Below are 19,194 nucleotides of genomic sequence, written 5' to 3' on the forward strand. Positions count from 1 at the left end.
GATGAATGTTGGTGTGGTTTTATTTGCTTCTATTTTATTTTGTTTTCATATTTATCCCAATAATCGCTAAATACTCGCGAATGTAATGGTTTACTGTAAAAATACCCTTGAATCTCATCACAATCCCAATCTTGCAAGACTTGTAATTGTTGCTTTGTTTCTACACCTTCTGCTGTTACTTTGATATCAAGATTTTTAGCAACCGACACTAAAGATTGAACAATGGCAGCATGGTTCTTATTGCTGGGAATATCCTTAATAAAGGATTGATCTATCTTAATTCTATCTAAAGGAAATTTAGATAGATAAGTTAATGACGTATATCCAGTACCAAAATCATCCATGGTAATTTTAAAGCCAATGCCTTTTAGTAGATTAATTTTTTCTCTCGTTAATTCTGTATTTTCTATCGCTAAGCTCTCCGTAATTTCTAAATCTATTTGTTCTGGAGGCACGGAAAACTCTTCTATACTATCCAATAAGACTGGGATAAAATTCTCAGCAATGAACTGCTTTGGTGAAATATTTATTGATAATTGAAAGTCCATCGGAAACCTTATCCCCCATTCTCTAAATTGCGATAATGCTCTTCTAATAATCCAATTCCCTAGCGGAATAATTAAATTTGTTTCCTCTGCTATCGGAATAAAGTCTCCAGGGCTGACAAAGCCTTGCTGAGGGTGATGCCAGCGTATAAGCGCTTCGACACCTACTATTTTTTCATCTTTAATACTATGTTTAGGTTGGTAATAGAGTTCAAATTGTTGTTCCTCAATAGCATTTTTTAATTCTTCATACATCGTAATTTTAGAAAGCATGTCTTTTTCCAAGCTTGCTTCATATTCGGAATAATTATTACGTCCAGCTTTTTTGGCAGCATACATTGCCATATCAGCATGTTTGATTAATGCATCACAATTATTCCCATCATTTGGATAGTAGGAGATACCGATACTCAACGTAATGTCTTTTTGTCCACCTTCTATTTGAAAAGGCTGCTTCATTTCTGTTTGAATGTCTTTTATTAATCTTTTAACTTCTGCTGAGTTCTTAATTTCAGTTAAGCAGATAAGAAATTCATCTCCACCAAGTCTGCCAATTACCCCTTTCCCTTTGATGGTTTTCTGCAATCTCAATGTAATAAGCTTAAGTAATGAGTCTCCAGCTGCATGACCGAGATGATCATTAATATCCTTGAACATATCCACATCAATTAAAATAGTCGCAAAACTAGTGCCCTGATTAATTTGCTCATCTACTTGTTTATAAATACCGCGCCGATTTAGCAGTCCAGTAAGCTCATCATGATAAGCTAAGAAGTTTACCTTTTCTTGGACTTGATTTTGCTCTGTTATATCCTGGGCAATAACATAAATACCTGTTAAAGAATTATCTATTTTGATTTGAGATGCTGTTATATTCAGATTTACTACTTGCTTATTTTTAGTAAGAATAAAGGTTTCAACGCTAATACTGTTCCCTTTAATTACCTCATAAAAAAATGCTTTTAATCTCTCAGTTTCTTCTTTCAACACTAGGTCGGTTATTTTCGACTGAAGAATTTCACTTAATGTGTACCCCGTTAATGGTAAAACGGACGGATTAACTTCTTTAAAATTCCCTTTTAAATCTAATATAAAAATTGCATTTGGATTATATTGAAATAAAGATCTATATTGCTGTTCATTTATTTTAAGTTTCATATTCTGATTCTCTACCATTCCATTCTGGTAGATCAATTGATTTTCAATATAATTAATCGTGATGATAAATAAGATAAGCACGCTGAGAATAGAAATCATAACGATAGAAAAATCTGCAACTTGGAAGAGACTTTGGATAAACATATAAATGATTGAACCAAAGGAAATACTAAATACCGTATAAAAGGTAGTACTCTTCGTATAAGTTATACTTCTGTTAATCATTAATTGGTCAATATGAAGATGCTCAATAATTCTCGCAATATTATAAATAGATGTAGTTAATAGTGCAGCTGTATAAAGAACATTTACATTATTTAAGTACAAAGGAATGGAATAAACTCTTTCTAATAAATAAACTATGTAAATTACGATAAAAGCAGCAACTACAACACTTAATACTAGATAAGGAATGACTCCTTTCTTTTTATTTGTGTTAAATCTAGATGGTTTAATGGCAATTTTTCCGATTAAACTCATGAGCCAAAAACTCACAAAACAGAATAAAAAGGTATATAAAGTATTTTTCAATGTTAGCTTTAAACTTTCAGGTGATAATTCAATCACGCTTATACTTAACAGACATATGTATGGAATAATAGAAATAATAAAGCCGCATAAAATGGCTAAAAACAAAGTATATATTGCTTCATGCATTTTCTTCCCGGTAACTGTTGTTGTTACATACATATTTAAAGTCAACAAAGTAACACAAATAATACAGCATACGATTAAATACAATATTAAATTAACCATCACCACACTCCTACTATAGTCCTAAAAACATTACTTTAGACTCATTATAAATGGTAACAAAGGCAGATAGAAAGATATTTGCATCTGTTAATGTTTGCCAATTAAATCTCAAAGTCACTGAAACATAATCGGGAGTCTCCCATTTAAGGAAGACTCCCGATTAAATATTTCTATTTATCGATGCTGTTTATTTCACCAACTACTGTTTAGAACAGGGCTAAGTAAATGGCAGTTACTTCTCTATTATCTGAATAAGGTTACCGCATGTATCATTAAAAACAGCTATTGTGAATTCTCCCATTACTGTTGGTTCCATAGTAAATTCTATGCCACCGCCAAGTAATCGCAGATACTCTTTATGTATATCCGGAACGCCGAACATTGTGGCAGGAATGCCTTCTGCGTATATTTTCTGTTGATACTCTTTTGCCGCTGGATGGTTATTGGGTTCGAGTAACAACTCTGTACCATCTTGGTCTTCAGGTGACACAAGGGTGATCCACCTGAACTCTCCGACCGGCACATCCTCCTTTTTTACAAAACCAAGCTTTTCTGTATAAAACGTTAATGCCTTGTCTTGATCCTGGACAAAGATACTATTTACAATAATTCTCATCATGTATTCCTCCTTGATTAAAGTTTCTGATTTGTTTAGATTCTGCAAAGCCAGTATATTTCCTTCACACTGACGGTAATGTTTTTGAAAAACTTCATCCTAACTGTGAGTCTGCCTCAGTCTTTTTCTCTTTCTCCAAAGTAATTTTATTACTAATAGGAATAAACATAAAATTGGCATAAACAGCTGAAAAAAAAGATGAATATATAACGGAACAATCTTTAAGCCAATAAAAAGATGAATACTGAAGTTTTTCATAAATACAACACTAATGATATAAACAGTCAGTAAGAATGGAATAATCATCTTCTGGTCTTTTTTTATTTTAAATATCCCTGCAAGCCCCTGTATTCCCGCAAATGAAAAAATACTGATTTTTATAAGGCCGCCGATTGTAAAAATTAACACAGCTAATAATTCCAAATGCCTAATAAAATTCAAAAAATTAATATGCTCTATTGTTTTCATAAAAGGAAAGATAAAGAATTTAGCTAATTCTGCCGTTAAGAAGCCAATATTTAAAATAGATATGACCATAAGAATGAATCCAGAAATAAGGACCGCCAGCCAGCCGTGCTTTTGGAAGGAAGGAAAGGACTTTACATACTGATAATAACAAAGGAAAACGATTACTTCACCAAATGGAAAAGTGATTAAGGTCGGAAATACAGCTTTTATGATTGGGCTATAACCATTTTCTAAGATGGGCCTTAAATTGTTTAAGTCGAATTCTTCAAGGAAAAACATGGAGACGATAACCAACAGTAGAAAAGAAATCATCATTAAAGTTAAAGCTTCCGAAGATCTCCCCAATGTCTCTATTCCTAAATAGCAAACATATGCCACTAACAAAAGGATGGATAATTTAATAACCCAAGCTCTAACACTCCACAAAAGCACTTCATTAATAAAAAAAGCAAAATCAGCTGTCACCCTAGCAGCTAAATATAAAAAATACAGATAGTATAATCCAGCTAAAAAAATGCCCAACGGACGACTAAAAGCTTCCTGTAAAATACTTGTGAAGGTTTTGCTTGCACCGCCTGCTCTATATAAAGCTATATAACAGAAATGGATGGCTATCCCAATCAGCGTGCTTATCCCGATTGCAATCCAGGCATCTTTCCCCGCTTCCATTCCCATGCCTAATACTATAGAACTTCCCAACTGAAACAAAATAATCATGGATGCTAATTCTAATGATCCTATTCTTTTGATCTCCATATCATCCACCTCTTTTGCCCTTTAGTTAATTAGCTATATTAAGATCTCCAAAGTTCCGGACGATTACCTTTGTCTCAATAGCAAATGTTGAAGTGGCATATATTTCACTTTGCCAACTATCTTCAATTTCCTTCCAACTATCCTTATCGTCAATACGAAGTACATCCCCAAAACCGATAAAGTCGGCATTCATGGCTTGTGATTGAACAAGTAAGTCCTTTAAACCTTCTTCTATTTGTTTTTCCATCAGATCTTCCACTTTTTTTATTCCTGCTGGTTTTGAAATGTCCAGATCGCAATTTAATTCGTCTAAATCCCCTGTTACCTCTACTTTAATCGTAAATTTCGGTTTTCCCTTCGTTATCTTTCCATGGATAGCTGTTTTGGAGTGAATAATGGTTAACCCAAACTCCTCCTTATTGTCATCATTAGGACAATAAGAGCTGAAATAACTATGTTTTAACCTATCTTTTATTAAGTAATACGCTCTACTTTGGTTATCATTTAACCAGCCAACCTTTTTGTCTTCATTTAAAAGCGTTAATCCTGAAAATTCTAGATATGATTTTGGTGCCGTTGATTCTAAGAGGGCTTTTTCTTCGGCTAAATGTTCCTTCCCATATAAAGAAATGGTAGGAATAATGGCCTCCTTTCCTCTTGAAAGAATGTCTGCCTTTACTTGGGTTGGATATACTCTTTGATGTGAGCCCCAGTTTTCCTCCGTATTTCTAAGAGCTTTTACAATTTCATTTCCAGGGATATCTTCCATAAATGAAACCACTTTCAATACATCATAGGCACTTATGTCTTTTGTAATTAGAATATCTAATATGGAAGTTAATCCAGGCTCACGTAATATATAATTGAGCACATTATTTATACCTTTCGTTTCAGCTAATTCTTCCCCGATTACAATTAACTGGACTTGTGCAGGACTTAACTGTCTGGAAATTTTTTTTGAAACCATTTCAATTGCTTTTCCTATGCTTTTCGCTTTAGCCTCGTATACAATGACCGGCATTTTATCTGTTTGACTAATAGGAGGCTGCGGATTGATTACTTGCAAGGAAACAGCATAATTATCTGATTCCATGTCTATTCCTACTGCATAGACGAGCGCTATTTCATTTAACTCATTACGATTTATGTTGCCAAGAGAAAGTACCGCAAACAACGAAAGGAATATAATAATACCTAATGTTTTCATCATGCTTCCTGTCCTTTATTAGTCTCTTTTTTTTCTAACAAATTCCTCATGCTGAAATTGATGCTTGTTAGAAAGTTTATCTAATGGAAAACGATAAATCGCATCCTTCTGATCCTTTAAGTTAAAAGGAAACAGTGGAGCAAAATAAGGTACACCAAATGAACGCAAATGATTTAAATGAAAAGTTAATGCTAAAGTAGCAAGAATGATTCCATATAAACCTAAAAAAGCAGCTATGATGATAAATCCGTACCTTAATGTCCGCACTGCAGTAGCCAATGTAATTATTGGAGCTACAAAACTAAATATATAGGACATGCTGACAACCAGTAATGTAGCTGGCTGTACTAAGCCAGCTTCAACAGCAGATTGACCAATTATTATGGTTCCAACAATTGATACAACCGAAACTAAGCCTTTCGGTAAACGCAATGCTCCTTCAATAATAATTTGAAACAGAAACATGAACAGCAGTAATTCCACCACTAAGGGCAATGGCTTACCTTCCCTTTGAGAAGCTAGACTCAATACTAAATCAAATGGCAGCAGGCCAGGATGATATGTAACAAATGCCAAGTAGTATGCTGGCAGATATATAGCCATTGCCAAGGCGAGTATTCGAAGCAGTCTTGTGACACCGCCATTAACAAAATAATAATCATCAGGCGACTGCAGAAATTGCAGAAATAATGCCGGTACTACTAACGCATACGGTGACCCCTCAATCAGAATGCCAATTTTCCCATCGGTAATTTCACCTGTTACTACATCAGGCCGGTCCGTTGTCAACACTAGCGGAAACGGCGTGAGAAACTGGTCCCGTATATATTCTTCTATATAATTCGCATCCAATATCTTACTCGTTTCTATTTTTGCCAATCTATTATTTAATTCGGCCAATATCTCTTTATCGACGATATTGTCTAAATAGATAACACAGATATCAGTATTCGTTTCGCTGCCAAATGTATAATTTTCTAATCGCAGCTGTTCGTTTTTAAGAGCTTTTCTCATGATTGCTATATTTGTTGCTAAGTTTTCATTAAAGCCAATTAAAGGCCCTTTCGCAACACGTTGTCCCTCTGCTTCCGTTAAAGAACGTTCCTTCCAGCTAGAAGTGTCAACAACAAGCACATCCTCTATGTCTTCCAATAAAATCAAAGTCTTTCCATTCAGTAAGTCTTTTAGCGCGTCTTTATATAACTGGATAACCGCTACCGACTTTACCTGAATCATTTCTTTTTCCATAACTGCCATTAAGTTAATTACTTGTGTAGTTGGAGAAACCCGCTGTAAAGGTCTGATAATGAAATTTTCTATATCACTTTCATTTACAATACCTGCAATAAATACAAGAGAACAATTCAGCTTTTTATCGTTTAGATTTAATGTAATGGAGCGTATTATTAAGTCAGCTGGATCTCCTAAAGATTTCTTTATATTATTAACACTTATTTTCTTTAAGGTTTCCGCCATCCAAATATTCCTCCAAATAGTGATATATAAAGTAATTTTTACTAAATTGCTGCTTATTATGTAGAGTGTTTATTTGAAAACACAGACTTCATAGAAAAAGCGGACTTGACTCATGAATGTCAAATTCGCTTTTTCAGTATTTATTCAGGTATAGCTTTTATGTACGTATCCCAGATTTAATGGAAATCGCCTCAGAGGTATTTATATCCTTTATTTCCCACTAGGTTATACCTTTGTTAAAATAGTTGGAATAATTATAGGTGTTGGGAATTGTTCTTCTGAAGAAAAGTTTTGTATTTCTCCTATTATATCTTCAACAGAATCAACATGCGCTGCAGTAATTCTAAACTTCTAGCTATTCCATTTTACTGCAGGAAAGACAAATGACTTTTCCGTTTGTTCCATTATTCCTGTTCTAATGATTATAGTATTTTCATCTTGAGAACAGCGGCTGACTTTGCTCCATAAAAGTAAGACTGAAACAAGTGTATTTAAGGTTATTGACATTTTTAAACCTAAATAGTACTTATCCAACCATTTAATTTATCATATAATCATAGAGAGAATATTTTAGAGTGGTGAGGTAATTTTGGCTAAAATAGATAGAAGAATACTGAAATCACAAGAAGCAATAAAAAAAGCTCTTATAGAGTTAATGTCTGAAAAGAAGTTTGATGATGTTACCATCCAAGATATTTCTGACAGAGCAAATGTAAGCAGGGGGACTATTTATCTTCATTACTTAGATAAATATGATTTGCTGGAAAAGCTTATTGAAGAACATATTAATAATCTTCGGGAATTATGTGAAGCCACGGCAGATTCGGAATACAGTGAAGCTAATCTACCTTGGTTTAAATACCTCGAGAGCCATTATTTGTTTATTTCTACTATGCTTAAAAGCAAAGGTGCTCCTTATTTTCGCAGTCAATTTCATGAATTTCTTATAGAAGAATTTAAGGATGAAGTTGATACAGCTATTGCTAAAAATAAGGAATTAAATGAAGATGTTCTGCTTCAATTTATTGTGACATCGTACGCGGGTTTAGTGGAGTGGTGGGTTATAAATGACATGCCAATATCACCAGAGGAAATGGCATTGCAAGTGGGGATCTTATTAGATAGAAATCTTTAAGAGCAAAAATGGGTAACCTGGTGGTTACCCATTTTTGCATTACTAGCATGACATGGAAGCTGCATGTAACTTAATAAAACATGTGTAAAATTGTATCAATTGTTAATTTCACTGAATTTGTTTATTATTAAACATTTTGACAGAAATTGTTCAGTAACTCGTATTGACGATTCACGGTAAAAAAATGATAATGAATTACCAAGTCATATTGGTCTATATAAATCAATATTTTAATGATAACGCTTACTTTATTGCTATTACAATTTCACAACGCAGGGAGAGAATTATATGAAGCTTATTGCACTTGATTTGGACGGTACTACGTTGAATTCAAAAAAAGAAATGAGTAACGAAACGATACAAGCAATCAGAAAAGCACAGGAACAAGGCCATATCGTTATGGCTTTAACAGGCCGATCAGCTACACCGGTTATATCTGAACTTGCTAAATATGATTTAGATTTACATGTTGGTGGAAATAACGGCACGGAAATATATGCTAATGGCCAATTAATAGAACTAACCTCTCTTCCCCTTCCTCAATGTCAAAAAATTATGTTAGAACTAGAAAAAGAATCAATGCCATATAAAGTCTGTACAAATATTCGTACATTTGCCCATAAAGACTGGCTTGATCGATATGAAAAAGTTTTGGCATCTGGTCTTGTCCCAAATGAGTATCTTGATCACAAGGATTACAAAATGTTCACAACACCTCCACATGTTTACGGTCAGTCATTCTTTCATAACCCTGAAGAAATACTAAATAATGAATCTACGGTTATAAAGTTTCTTATCCTAGGACTTGATCCGATTCAAAAAGATCGGTTGAGATCCCAATTAGAGTTAATTGAAGAAATTTATGTAGCCTCTTCTTCGCCATTCAATCTTGAAGTTACACATATTAACGGAAATAAAGGAAATGGCTTAAAAGCAATGGCACGCTTTTTTAATATTCCAATCGAAAATACAGTAGCTATCGGAGATGAAATAAATGATATACCTATGTTTCAGGCAGCTGGGCTGGCGATTGCCATGGGAAATGCCGAAGAAGAAGTAAAAAAGCATAGTGATATTACCACACTATCAAATGATGAAAATGGGGTGGCTTATGCTTTTGAAAAGTATATTTTAAATGATTAAGTGCTGCTAATTTTTCTGTAGTTATGTAAAGGTGGGGAAAAGAAATGCTGATACGTATAAAAAAACTATTCACAATCAAAGGGTATTGTCTTTTCATGGTTTGTATGCTGCTTGTCGGTACAGGAATTTCCATTACGATGCCGTACTTATCTCTGTATTCTACTGAGGAACTAGGAATGAGCGCAGGGGCATTTGGGGTCTTTATGGCTGTAAGCTCGCTGAGTGGTGTATTAATAAACTCTTTCATTGCAAAACGGTCAGATAGCGGGCTCAACCGAAAATTGGTGATAATCATAGCTATGCTTTCATCCGCTTTAGGTTATGTGTCTTACCTTCTATTTCATAACTATTTTCTGCTGTTATTAGTGGTTACTGTATTTAACGGATTAGGTGCTGCTGCGATGCCGCAAATCTTTGCTTTCGCACAGGAGTCGGCAAATGCAAGCAAGAGTGATGATAAAACATTTGCACTGTCTACTTTGCGTTCCCTTGTTTCATTAGGTTTTCTTATTGGGCCCCTAGGCGGGACGATTATTTTAGGATTGGCTGGTTATAAAGGGTTATTTCTTGGAACCTCTGTTATCTTTCTAATTATTGCATCTCTAGTATTCTTTTTTCTGAGCAATCAAAGGAACACTGTTTATACGAAAAGACATAATAAATTGCCGGTTCCCGCATCTTCTCTAAAAAACAAACAAATAAGATACCCCTTTATCGCCTTCATCCTTCTTTTTGCAGTAAATGCTATAAACGTAATTAACACACCACTGTTCATTGTGAACGAGCTGCACGGAAGTCACGCAGTTGTCGGAATTGTGGTCAGTGTTTGTGCAGGTTTAGAAATTCCCATTATGATTGGCCTCGGTGCTTTAGGAAAAAAAATATCCAATCATTCGTTAATGATTATTAGCTGTTTCATAGCCGGTGCTTACTACATTATTTTAGCAACTGCGTCTCATTCGTGGATTTTAATAGCCGCACAGCTCCTCCAAGCTGTTTTTGTAGCAATTGTTATGGGAAATGGGCTAAGTTATTTCACAGAATTGCTGCCCTCTTCTCCTGGAATATCAGCAACTATTTATTCTAATGGCTCTACCATTGGGAGATTAGTCGGAAATTTAGGTGGAGGATTTATTGCTACTTATATAGGATTTCGCTTTGTTAATCTAGTTTGTCTGCTGTTAGTGTTGCTATCCTTCTTCATCTTATGGAAAGCACGATTCCATAAGCAATCGGAAGTTACATTAGAGGAAAGTAATTCTGTATCATAATCTAGCAAACTTCCCTTCTAAGACAGGTTATCGCCTGTCTTTTTCCTTTTCACCAAGTTTTCACCATTTCTATATATAGTGGTGTTTGTGAAAAACAGATAAAGGAGAGAAAACATGAATTTTTTAAAACGAGCATTTTTAAGTGTTAAAGCTAGAAAGGGGAAAAGCCTGCTGCAGATTTTTGTATTTTCGGTTATTTGTGTACTCGTACTGGCAGGTTTATCTATTCAAACGGCGGCAAAAAAATCAAGTGATCTCGCGAGAAAGCAGCTCGGTGCCGATGTAACTTTACAAGTGGACATGGAGAAATTGCGTGAGCAGATGCAGTCACAATCTTCTGAGGATGGTGAACGAGTTAGATTCCAGTCTACGCCAATTGAAGTCAAAGCAGCAGAAGAACTAACAACATATAACCAAATTAAAGGCTATAATTTCTATTCATCAACTACTGGTTTAGCTTCTAGCTTTGATCCGATTGAAAATAGTACAAGTACTGAAACGGAGGAAGAAACAGAAACAGGAGAAGGTGTTGTCAGAATGGGCGGCGGTATGCAGGGAGATGTCAGTCTGCAAGGTGTAACCTTTACTGATTCCTATACTGATTTTATGGACAGCACGTCTGAAATTATAGATGGAGAGCATCTTACAGATGAAGATGTCGGCAAAAATGTAGCCGTAATCGAGCAGACTCTTGCGGAAGAAAATGATCTGCAGGTCGGTGATACGCTAACTGTCACAAACCCGCAAGATGATTCCATTTCTATTGAGCTAGAAATCAAAGGTATTTACGCTACCACTTCCACTGGCTCTGACCAAGCAATGGACTTTACTGCCATGATTCCTTATAACAAAATTTATGTTCCATATACAGCTGCATCTGACCTGAAAGGCGCGGATTATGAAGGTACGATTGATAATGCTGTTTATTATATTGATGATCCAGCTGACATGGAAGCATTCGTTGCTCAAGCTAAATCGGAAAGCAGCATTGATTTTGATTCATTCAAACTGGATGCAAACGATGACCTTTATCAACAAATGGTAGGTCCAATTGAAAATGTTGCAAGTTTCTCGAAAAATATTGTTTATCTAGTTTCCATTGCCGGCGCCATCATCTTAGGGTTGATTGTAATGATGTCCATTAGGGAGAGAAAATACGAAATGGGTGTGCTGCTTGCACTAGGTGAACAGCGCTGGAAGCTAGCAGGTCAATTTATCGTCGAAATTCTTTTAGTGGCCGTTCTGTCACTTGGCATTGCAACAGTAAGCGGGAATGCCGTTGCTGGCAAAGTCAGTGATCAACTGCTGAGCCAAGAAATTGCTTCAAGTGAGACAAGTACCACACCAGAATCCTTCAGAGGCGGCGGCGGTTTCGGCAAAGTCATGACATCGACTGCAGCTTCAACAGCTGGCGTTGAAACGATTGATGAGCTGGATGTCAGCGCAACAGGTCAGGACCTAGGATTATTAGCGATGATTGGTGCATTAATTGCCGTTATTTCAGCCTTGCTGCCATCCTTGTCCGTACTGAGGCTGCAGCCTAAAACTATCTTAAGCAAACAGGATTAACATTGATTGATGGGAGATGGAGTAATGAGTTCATTATTAGAATTACAGAATATCAGTTACTGGTATAAACATGAAAACAAGAAAGTCGATATTTTAAAGAATATAAATGTAGCATTTGACAGAGGGATTTTCTATACGATTATTGGCCCTTCAGGCTCAGGAAAGACTACTTTCCTTGCCCTTGCAAGCGCCCTTGATGTGCCTAAGGAAGGTGCAGTTCTGTATGAAGGAAAAGACATAAAAAAAATCGGACTCACCAAGTTTCGCAATAAGTATGTCTCAATTGTTTTCCAATCGTATAATCTTTTGCCTTATATGACAGCCTTGCAAAATGTGACAACAGCTATGGAAATTACAGGATCAAGTCATAAAAACAAAAAAGAATATGCCCTAGAAATGCTTACAAAAATGGGTATTACTGCTGAACAAGCCGGTCAAAAGGTTCTAACATTAAGCGGCGGTCAGCAGCAGCGTGTCTCTATTGCCAGAGCGCTTTGCTGCGATGCAGACCTTATTGTGGCAGACGAGCCTACAGGGAATCTGGATGAAACAACCGCTCAAGAAATTGTTGGAATCCTGAAGGATCTTGCCCATAATGAAGGAAAATGTGTGGTTGTCGTCACACATGATCAGAATATTGCCCAAAAATCAGATGTTGTTGTAAAGCTGTCTAAAGGAAGCTTCACTGTAACTTCTAACAAGGAAGCAGTCCACATTTAACCGTAAAAAAGTACATCCTGTTGTAATGGATGTACTTTTTTGCTATTTAAAGGTATTCACTTAAAACTAACCCTATCCAGGATTTTTGCTTTTTGATAATGAAAGATAGATTTAGACAACTCAAATATATTGCCGTTCGTAAGCGATACGGTATTTTCTATAATTAACCCAGGGTCTCCCGCGTTCAGGTTAAGCAAAAAGGCGGTTTCCTCATCCATTAATTCACAATTGATAACTTTGTCGGCAAACCCGATGTTCAGTCTTAAGTCATCAATTAAATAGGTATAGATAGATTGGATGGCAATATCCTTATTTAAATAAGGAACGATGTCTTTTTTAAAGTAGCTGAGTTCAATCGAGAAAGGTTCTTCATTTACTATTCGGATGCGTTTTGTATAATACAATTTTGTGCCAGGTTCGCATTGCATCCTATTTGCAACCTCTTCTTCTGCTTCTATAACACGAAGCTCCAGTATTTTCGTTTCGATTGTTTTCGCTGACAAATCCTTTGTCAGTCCCCGCAGACTGCCTAGATTAATATAATCTGTTTCCGACTTTTTCCTTAAAAACATGCCGCTCCCCTGCACCTGATAAATATATCCCCGATTGACTAGCTGGGTAACAGCTTTCCTGACCGTGCTTCTGCTTACCTCAAATTGTTTTGCCAACTCTTCCTCAGTCGGCAGCTTATTAGATGCATCAAATATGCCTTCTCTAATATCCTTTTCTAAAGAATCTGCTATCTCTCTATATTTGACTGCCATATTATCTCCTTTAAAAAATATGTAATAATTGGTTATGGTTCTATTGTAAACAATAACCTCCTTGATTAAAATGAAAATGTAATAAATTGGAGTTTAAGCATGTAGAAAAAAACCTCCTAACATAATTAGGAGGTTTCGTTCGTCCTATTTCTTACAGCTCTTCTCCCCTCGTTTCAATAATATGCTTGTACCAATGAAACGAGAGCTTTTTCTTTCTGTTCAGATTGTCAGAATGGTCCACATAAATAAAGCCATACTGCTTCTTGTATCCGTTTAGCCAGCTTAATAAATCAATGACTGACCATGCATAATAGCCTTTTAAGTTAATGCCTTCGCTTATTGCAAGTTTGACAACCTTTAAATGCTCTTCGATATATTTTATTCTTGGAACATCCACTATTTCCCCATCAATAATTGGATCCTCATCACCAAGGCCATTTTCTGTGACATACATTTTTATATCGCCATAACGCCCTTTTAACATATGCAGCCCATCAAGAAAGCCTTGCGGTGAGATTTCCCAGCCCCATTTTGTATATGTTTTATCGTCCATTTTCACTGTGCGGTAATATCCGTCAAAGGAAGGATTTCCTGGTGCAAGAGTAGATGATTCCCGTGAATGTTCTACTGTTAGAGAACCTTCGGCGATTTTTTCAACACGAATTGGCTGGTAATAATTTAAGCCGATAAAGTCATTGTTTTCAGCATTACTTTTCAATGTGTTCAGCTCTTCTTCTGTCCAGGTTGGAGTCCAGCCTTTTTCCTCTAGTTGCTTAACGACATACGCAGGATATTCTCCTTTTAAAATCGGATCATAATACCAAAAAGTTTCATATTCATTCGCATGCTGAGCAGCTGCAATATTTTCTGGCTTTTCATCTACACTGTAGGCAGGTAAAAATACGTGAGTAATACCAATTTCGCCATATTGCTTTAAGCTTTTATACACTTCTACTGCTTTTGCATGGGCATAAAACACATAGTGTGTTGCTTGGAAGTATTTCTTTTCATCATTTGTAATGCCTGGCGGATGTGCACCTTTTAAGTAGCCTAATCCGGTAAACATAACTGTTTCGTTGAAGGTAATCCAGTGCTTTACACGATCACCAAATTCACGGAAGCAGATTTCAGCATATTTAACGAATGCATCCGCAGTGCGTCTGTTCGTCCAGCCGCCATCCTCTTCTAAAGTAATTGGCAAATCCCAATGATATAGTGTCACAAATGGTACAATTCCGTGTTTTAAACATTCATCAATCAGATTATTATAGAATTCCAAGCCTTTAGGATTTACCTCTCCGTCCCCGGTAGGCAATATTCTTGCCCATGATACAGAGAAACGGTATGATTCCAGCCCCATTTCGGCCATTAATTTAATATCTTCTTTGTAGCGGTGATAATGGTCAATAGCGACGTCTCCATTTGTTCCCTCGAAAGTCTTGCCTGGTATCTTCGAGAATACATCCCAGTTTGTCTTTCCTTTGCCATCTTCATTCCATGCTCCTTCCACCTGGTAAGAAGCAGATGCTGCACCAAATAAAAAATCATGTGGAAACTTCATTGTCGACCTCCATTTTATGCATATCTATTAAATTGTAAGCTATATATTAAATTTGTACATACAAATTTAATATATCTATTATACCATGCTTTCTTCGTTTAGCAATCAGGGAAAAAAAGTCAGCTACTTACCTATTAATTTGGTTCAAGACATGTGCGAATATCCGTTTTTTCAGGTAAGAAGACAATTTATATCAGTCATATAGACGCTTTAAATGGAATAACTTGTATCGATATCATCGATAAACGGGTAATTATCTTCACGAACAACAGGGGGGATTATATTGAAAGATACTAATCATTTGAACAAAAGAAGTACCTCAAACAAAAACGGCCGCAGCCCTGCAGATTGGCAAGGCGATTTACCTGGGGCGCTGCATTCAGAAACAGTCGGAGACAGAGGCCCTGTTCTTGAGCAGGATAATATTCTTCACGAAACTTTGGAAAACTTTATCCATGAAAAAATATTGGAGAGACCTGTACATGTGAAAGGTTACGGGGCTTTCGGCTATTTTCAAACCATCTATTCTATGAGTGAATATACAAAGCTTTGCTTTTTACAGGAGCCGGGGCAGCAGGTCCCTGTTACTGTTCGGTTTTCCCTTGCAGTCAGCACAAAAGGCACACCAGACACATCTCGGAATGTGCGAGGATTTTCGACCAAATTTTATACAGATGAAGGGGTTTTTGATCTAATTTGCAACCATATTCCTGTCTTCTCTGTCCGAGATGCCATCCGCTTCCCTGAATCAATAAAAGCCTTTCTTCCCTCTCCTGTAAATAATTTGATTGATCCGGAAAGGTTTTGGAGCTTTGTTGCACGGGCGCCTGAATCCATCCATTTCGTAGTAAGGTTATATTCAGATGCAGGGACAGTTAAAAGTTTGCGCCATATTCCCGGCCACAGTGTAAGTACATATGTGTGGAAAAATGCCCAAGGTGTGCGCCGCTATGTGAAATATCATTGGCTTCCGTCTTCCGGGATAAAGTTTATCGATAACAAAGAGGCAGCATATTGGAACGGTGCAGATCCTGATATTGCCGGTAAGGATTTGTTTTCTGCTATATCAAAAGGTAAGAAGGTAGAATATATCCTTTATGTACAGCTGATGAATACAAACGATGAGCAAAGTCTTCCATATGACCCGCTTGATGATACGAAGGTTTGGGATGAACAGCAGTATCCCCTTATCCCCGTCGGCCGCATGATATTAAACCGCAATCCAGACAACTATATGGAACAAGTGGAGAAAGTGGCTTTTTCTCCTTCAAATTTATTAGAAGGAGCCGAATTGTCTGATGATAAAATGCTGCAGGGCCGTTCCAATATATACTGGGACTCACAGCGGCGCCGGCTCGGTCCAGGATTCCGCGATTTACCGATAAATCAACAAAGTGAATGGGATACTTCCTCTCTTATTACAAGCGGCAAAGGAAGACAGGTAAGCGGCAGGCTTCAACGGAGCGATATCAAAAAGCAAGATGATTTCACACAGGCTGGACACTATTTTCATACCCTTCCACCTATCCAGCAAGACCATCTAGTCCAAAATCTTGCAAATGATCTTGCAGGAGTTTCGGATGAAACTAGAAGCACTGTTCTGCAATATTTATATAATGCCTCATCAACATTAGGTGGAAGGGTGCTAAAGCAAATTGAAAGCAATCAATAAACTGACACGACTAGGGTGCAGCCAGTCTAGCACCCTTTATTTGAAAATATGCAGCTGTTTCGACTTGGCTGCAGGTTTCGTGAATCCAGTGATTTTGAGAAGGGCTGCTGCGAGCACAATGCCGATAAAAGTAAACGCAATAACCATGATAACGATACCGCTCCAGCCAAGGTGAGACCATAAAACTCCGCCAAGTGTTCCACCCATGCTTGAACCTGTATAGTACAGAAACAAATACAAAGAAGAAGCTTGGGCTTTGTTAGCAGCTGCTCTCTGGCTGACCCAGCCGCTCGCTATCGAATGGCCACCGAAAAAACCAAAAGTAGTCAGTGCTAAGCCCATTATCTTCCAGACCCAAAAGCCCACATGCAGTGTCAACAAAGCTCCTATTATAATTAGAAAGAGATTCGCAATTAAGATATAATGTCGTCCGTAGCGGTCCACAAGCCTGCCAATCCATATCGAACTGAACATGCCAATAATAAATAATAGAAAAATCCAGCTGACTACACCTTGCTGCAAAGAATATGGCTTACTTGTGAGCACATAGGCAATATAGTTAAACAGCGCTACATTGCTTCCAAGCAATAAAAAACCAAGACCATATAAACAAAGCAGTCCTGGATCCTTTAAGTGGTTTATTAGAGACCTGCCTAAAACGTTCATGTTAAGCTTACGCGCTTGAAAATTTCGAGAAGGCTGCAGAGTTAAGGCAAAAGAAAGAGTAGCAGCAATGCTTATTACCCCTATGCCGCCGATTGCAGCATGCCAGCTGAAAAATTCACTTAGAATACCTGAAATAATTCTTCCTCCCATTGCACCAACGGCGTTACCGCTAATATACAATCCCATCGCTTTTCCTAGACTTTTGGATTCCATTTCCTCACCAAGATATGCCATCGCCACTGAAGGCACTCCAGCCAAAACAATTCCCGTTAATGCCCGTAAGAAAAGCAAATAGTAATAATTGGCGCTGAACGCAGTCAGCAAACATAAAATGGAGGCAACCAGCATGGAGGCAACCATAACCGGTTTTCGCCCCCATACTTCTGATAATGATCCAAATAGGAGCATGCTTACGGCTAAGCAAATAGTTGCTACAGACAGAGCCAAACTTGCCATAGTAGCAGACAACTTAAATTCTGATGAAAATTCCTGCATTAATGGCTGTACACAATACAGAATGGCAAATGTGTTGAATCCTGCAGCAAAAAACGCAATGCTAGTTTTACGAAATAAAGGTGTTCCATAATTTATGTAAGCCATCTCTTTTGTACAACTCCCTCTATACTTTTTCCTCTTCATGTTAACACCTGCTAATAATGATGTATAATTCATAATAATCATATTTTCGATGCATATATGTAATAAGAGAAGGAGTTGTAATAATGGAATGGCAACAATTTGAATACTTCCGAACCCTCGCCCAAATGGAGCATGTCACAAAAGCTGCTGAAGCACTCTCTATTACACAGCCGGCATTAAGTCGCTCCATCGCACGATTTGAAGAAGAAATAGGGGCACCGCTATTTGAACGGCAAGGCCGTTCCATCAAGCTTAACAAATACGGCAGGCTGTTCTTAAAGCACGTTGACTCCATGATGCTGGAGTTTGAACTCGGAAAAAGAGAGATACACGAATTACTTGAACCTGGCAGAGGAACTGTTTCCTTTGGCTTTCTGCACACATTAAGCACTAATTTAATTCCTGATTTAATCGCTGCTTTTCGCAGTGAGTTTCCTGCTATTAATATAGCTTTAAAGCAAAACCCTTCGCACTCCTTATTAGAAGATATGCAAAAAGGAGAACTAGATTTTTGTCTAATAAGTCCTGTTGAAATACACACTCCTATTGCATGGTCCAAGCTTTTTAGTGAGCAGCTATTCGTTTACGTACCAAAGGCACATAACCTTGCACAGTCTAACAGTATAAGATTAGTTCAGCTAATAAATGAACCATTCATCCTGCTAAAAAAGGGGTACGCTATGCGAATCTTGACAGAGGCAATGTTTAAGGAAGCGGGAATTCAACCATTAATAGCTTTTGAGGGAGATGAACCAGACACGATTGCCGGCTTAGTCGCAGCAGGACTGGGGATATCCATCCTTCCTGATATGAAAGACACCAGCCTGAATCACTTGGTGAAAATACCGATTGATCCTCCTGATTACGAACGAATTATTGCTTTAGCCTGGGTAGATGGGCGATATCTTTCCCCTGCTTCCATCCAATTTAAAAATTTTATTTTCGATTTCTTTTCAACATAATATTTATAAAATATACAAAAAGGGTGCTCCAAAATAGGGAGCACCTAAAGAAATAATAATATGATGATGGATCCAAGCGCTATTGAAAGCTTCTTGAAACGAGAATGGAC

General features: G+C 37.1%; 15 protein-coding genes. 7 read left to right on the forward strand and 8 right to left on the reverse strand.

Going from position 1 to position 19,194, the window contains the following annotated elements:
• Positions 1-29: 29 nt before the first annotated feature.
• The 5 genes from LXM54_RS23840 to LXM54_RS23860 all read right to left on the reverse strand — a co-directional run bounded on the left by LXM54_RS23840 (position 30) and on the right by LXM54_RS23860 (position 6,982).
• Positions 30-2,459, reverse strand: a complete 2,430-nt coding sequence (locus tag LXM54_RS23840; RefSeq protein ID WP_233318164.1) for an EAL domain-containing protein — start codon at positions 2,457-2,459, stop codon at positions 30-32.
• A gap of 232 nt (positions 2,460-2,691) precedes the next feature.
• Positions 2,692-3,075, reverse strand: coding sequence for a VOC family protein (locus LXM54_RS23845; RefSeq protein WP_233318256.1), 384 nt, complete (start codon positions 3,073-3,075; stop codon positions 2,692-2,694).
• 99 nt (positions 3,076-3,174) lie between these two features.
• Positions 3,175-4,299 (reverse strand): GerAB/ArcD/ProY family transporter, encoded by a 1,125-nt coding sequence (locus tag LXM54_RS23850; protein WP_233318166.1) that lies wholly within the window; start codon positions 4,297-4,299, stop codon positions 3,175-3,177.
• A 25-nt stretch (positions 4,300-4,324) separates the two neighbouring features.
• On the reverse strand, positions 4,325-5,509 hold the full coding sequence (locus LXM54_RS23855; protein ID WP_233318168.1) for a Ger(x)C family spore germination protein: 1,185 nt from the start codon (positions 5,507-5,509) through the stop codon (positions 4,325-4,327).
• Positions 5,510-5,524: 15 nt separating this feature from the next.
• Positions 5,525-6,982 (reverse strand): spore germination protein, encoded by a 1,458-nt coding sequence (locus tag LXM54_RS23860; RefSeq protein ID WP_233318171.1) that lies wholly within the window; start codon positions 6,980-6,982, stop codon positions 5,525-5,527.
• Positions 6,983-7,571: 589 nt separating this feature from the next.
• Here LXM54_RS23860 and LXM54_RS23865 point away from each other — a divergent pair.
• The 5 genes from LXM54_RS23865 to LXM54_RS23885 all read left to right on the forward strand — a co-directional run bounded on the left by LXM54_RS23865 (position 7,572) and on the right by LXM54_RS23885 (position 12,820).
• Positions 7,572-8,117 carry a TetR/AcrR family transcriptional regulator gene (locus LXM54_RS23865; protein WP_233318172.1) on the forward strand — a complete coding sequence of 182 codons (546 nt, stop codon included), beginning with the start codon at positions 7,572-7,574 and terminating at the stop codon, positions 8,115-8,117.
• 288 nt (positions 8,118-8,405) lie between these two features.
• Positions 8,406-9,260 (forward strand): Cof-type HAD-IIB family hydrolase, encoded by an 855-nt coding sequence (locus LXM54_RS23870; RefSeq protein WP_233318174.1) that lies wholly within the window; start codon positions 8,406-8,408, stop codon positions 9,258-9,260.
• A gap of 44 nt (positions 9,261-9,304) precedes the next feature.
• A complete protein-coding gene (locus LXM54_RS23875; protein WP_233318176.1) occupies positions 9,305-10,531 on the forward strand; it encodes a sugar efflux transporter in 1,227 nt (408 codons plus the stop codon).
• A 114-nt stretch (positions 10,532-10,645) separates the two neighbouring features.
• Positions 10,646-12,100: an ABC transporter permease gene (locus LXM54_RS23880; RefSeq protein WP_233318178.1), complete on the forward strand. Its 1,455-nt coding sequence runs from the start codon at positions 10,646-10,648 to the stop codon at positions 12,098-12,100.
• Between the two features lie 24 nt (positions 12,101-12,124).
• On the forward strand, positions 12,125-12,820 hold the full coding sequence (locus tag LXM54_RS23885; RefSeq protein ID WP_233318179.1) for an ABC transporter ATP-binding protein: 696 nt from the start codon (positions 12,125-12,127) through the stop codon (positions 12,818-12,820).
• Between the two features lie 56 nt (positions 12,821-12,876).
• On the opposite strand, the gene LXM54_RS23890 is transcribed toward LXM54_RS23885, so the two are convergent.
• Both LXM54_RS23890 and LXM54_RS23895 read right to left on the reverse strand, forming a co-directional pair.
• Positions 12,877-13,584: a GntR family transcriptional regulator gene (locus LXM54_RS23890; protein ID WP_233318181.1), complete on the reverse strand. Its 708-nt coding sequence runs from the start codon at positions 13,582-13,584 to the stop codon at positions 12,877-12,879.
• Positions 13,585-13,735: 151 nt separating this feature from the next.
• Positions 13,736-15,145 (reverse strand): GH1 family beta-glucosidase, encoded by a 1,410-nt coding sequence (locus LXM54_RS23895; RefSeq protein WP_233318183.1) that lies wholly within the window; start codon positions 15,143-15,145, stop codon positions 13,736-13,738.
• Between the two features lie 283 nt (positions 15,146-15,428).
• Between LXM54_RS23895 and LXM54_RS23900 the strand changes: the two genes are divergently transcribed.
• The gene (locus tag LXM54_RS23900; protein ID WP_442780538.1) at positions 15,429-16,817 is read left to right on the forward strand and encodes a catalase; all 1,389 of its coding nucleotides are present in this window, start codon (positions 15,429-15,431) and stop codon (positions 16,815-16,817) included.
• Between the two features lie 36 nt (positions 16,818-16,853).
• Here the strand turns inward: LXM54_RS23900 and LXM54_RS23905 are convergent, their stop codons facing one another.
• Positions 16,854-18,083 carry an MFS transporter gene (locus tag LXM54_RS23905; RefSeq protein WP_233318185.1) on the reverse strand — a complete coding sequence of 410 codons (1,230 nt, stop codon included), beginning with the start codon at positions 18,081-18,083 and terminating at the stop codon, positions 16,854-16,856.
• Positions 18,084-18,205: 122 nt separating this feature from the next.
• On the opposite strand from LXM54_RS23905, the gene LXM54_RS23910 reads away from it, so the two are divergent.
• Positions 18,206-19,084 carry a LysR family transcriptional regulator gene (locus LXM54_RS23910; RefSeq protein ID WP_233318187.1) on the forward strand — a complete coding sequence of 293 codons (879 nt, stop codon included), beginning with the start codon at positions 18,206-18,208 and terminating at the stop codon, positions 19,082-19,084.
• Positions 19,085-19,194: the final 110 nt, after the last annotated feature.

Source organism: Bacillus sp. Au-Bac7, from assembly GCF_021341655.1.
GTDB lineage: Bacteria > Bacillota > Bacilli > Bacillales > Cytobacillaceae > Niallia.

Excerpts from the sequence above, each read along its gene's own strand:
- LXM54_RS23840 (WP_233318164.1), bottom strand. The coding sequence starts at position 2,459 with ATGGTTAATTTAATATTGTATTTAATCGTATGCTGTATTATTTGTGTT.
- LXM54_RS23845 (WP_233318256.1), bottom strand. The coding sequence starts at position 3,075 with ATGAGAATTATTGTAAATAGTATCTTTGTCCAGGATCAAGACAAGGCA.
- LXM54_RS23850 (WP_233318166.1), bottom strand. The coding sequence starts at position 4,299 with ATGGAGATCAAAAGAATAGGATCATTAGAATTAGCATCCATGATTATT.
- LXM54_RS23855 (WP_233318168.1), bottom strand. The coding sequence starts at position 5,509 with ATGATGAAAACATTAGGTATTATTATATTCCTTTCGTTGTTTGCGGTA.
- LXM54_RS23860 (WP_233318171.1), bottom strand. The coding sequence starts at position 6,982 with ATGGCGGAAACCTTAAAGAAAATAAGTGTTAATAATATAAAGAAATCT.
- LXM54_RS23870 (WP_233318174.1), top strand. The coding sequence starts at position 8,406 with ATGAAGCTTATTGCACTTGATTTGGACGGTACTACGTTGAATTCAAAA.
- LXM54_RS23875 (WP_233318176.1), top strand. The coding sequence starts at position 9,305 with ATGCTGATACGTATAAAAAAACTATTCACAATCAAAGGGTATTGTCTT.
- LXM54_RS23880 (WP_233318178.1), top strand. The coding sequence starts at position 10,646 with ATGAATTTTTTAAAACGAGCATTTTTAAGTGTTAAAGCTAGAAAGGGG.
- LXM54_RS23885 (WP_233318179.1), top strand. The coding sequence starts at position 12,125 with ATGAGTTCATTATTAGAATTACAGAATATCAGTTACTGGTATAAACAT.
- LXM54_RS23890 (WP_233318181.1), bottom strand. The coding sequence starts at position 13,584 with ATGGCAGTCAAATATAGAGAGATAGCAGATTCTTTAGAAAAGGATATT.
- LXM54_RS23895 (WP_233318183.1), bottom strand. The coding sequence starts at position 15,145 with ATGAAGTTTCCACATGATTTTTTATTTGGTGCAGCATCTGCTTCTTAC.
- LXM54_RS23905 (WP_233318185.1), bottom strand. The coding sequence starts at position 18,083 with ATGGCTTACATAAATTATGGAACACCTTTATTTCGTAAAACTAGCATT.
- LXM54_RS23910 (WP_233318187.1), top strand. The coding sequence starts at position 18,206 with ATGGAATGGCAACAATTTGAATACTTCCGAACCCTCGCCCAAATGGAG.